This window comes from Mesorhizobium sp. Arg314 (assembly GCF_053714275.1).
Genome location: NZ_JBSKBP010000354.1, coordinates 1 through 259, shown reverse-complemented (window position 1 = coordinate 259; position 259 = coordinate 1). Strand labels below are relative to the sequence as shown.

Genomic DNA, 259 nt, shown 5'->3' with positions numbered 1-259 from the left:
GCATGAATTCGAAGCCGGTTGATCTTCCCTCGGATCTTGCCAGCGCCTACGTGGCGCTGCTTGCCGAGCGTGAAGCGCTGCTGGCCGAGCGCGATGTGGCTGTCGCGGATGCTGCCAACTGGGAGGCTGAAGCCGCCAACGCGCAGGCCATGCTGTCCGACAACGAGGCGCTGATCGCGCATCTCGAGCTGCGCATCGAGAAGCTGAAACGCGAACTGTACGGGCAGCGCTCCGAGCGCACGGCACGGCTGATCGAGCA

At 64.9% G+C, this 259-nt stretch carries 1 pseudogene; it reads left to right on the top strand.

Going from position 1 to position 259, the window contains the following annotated elements:
• Positions 1-2: 2 nt before the first annotated feature.
• Positions 3-259: pseudogene (locus tag ACWGS9_RS35835) on the top strand (IS66 family transposase); the annotation flags it as partial.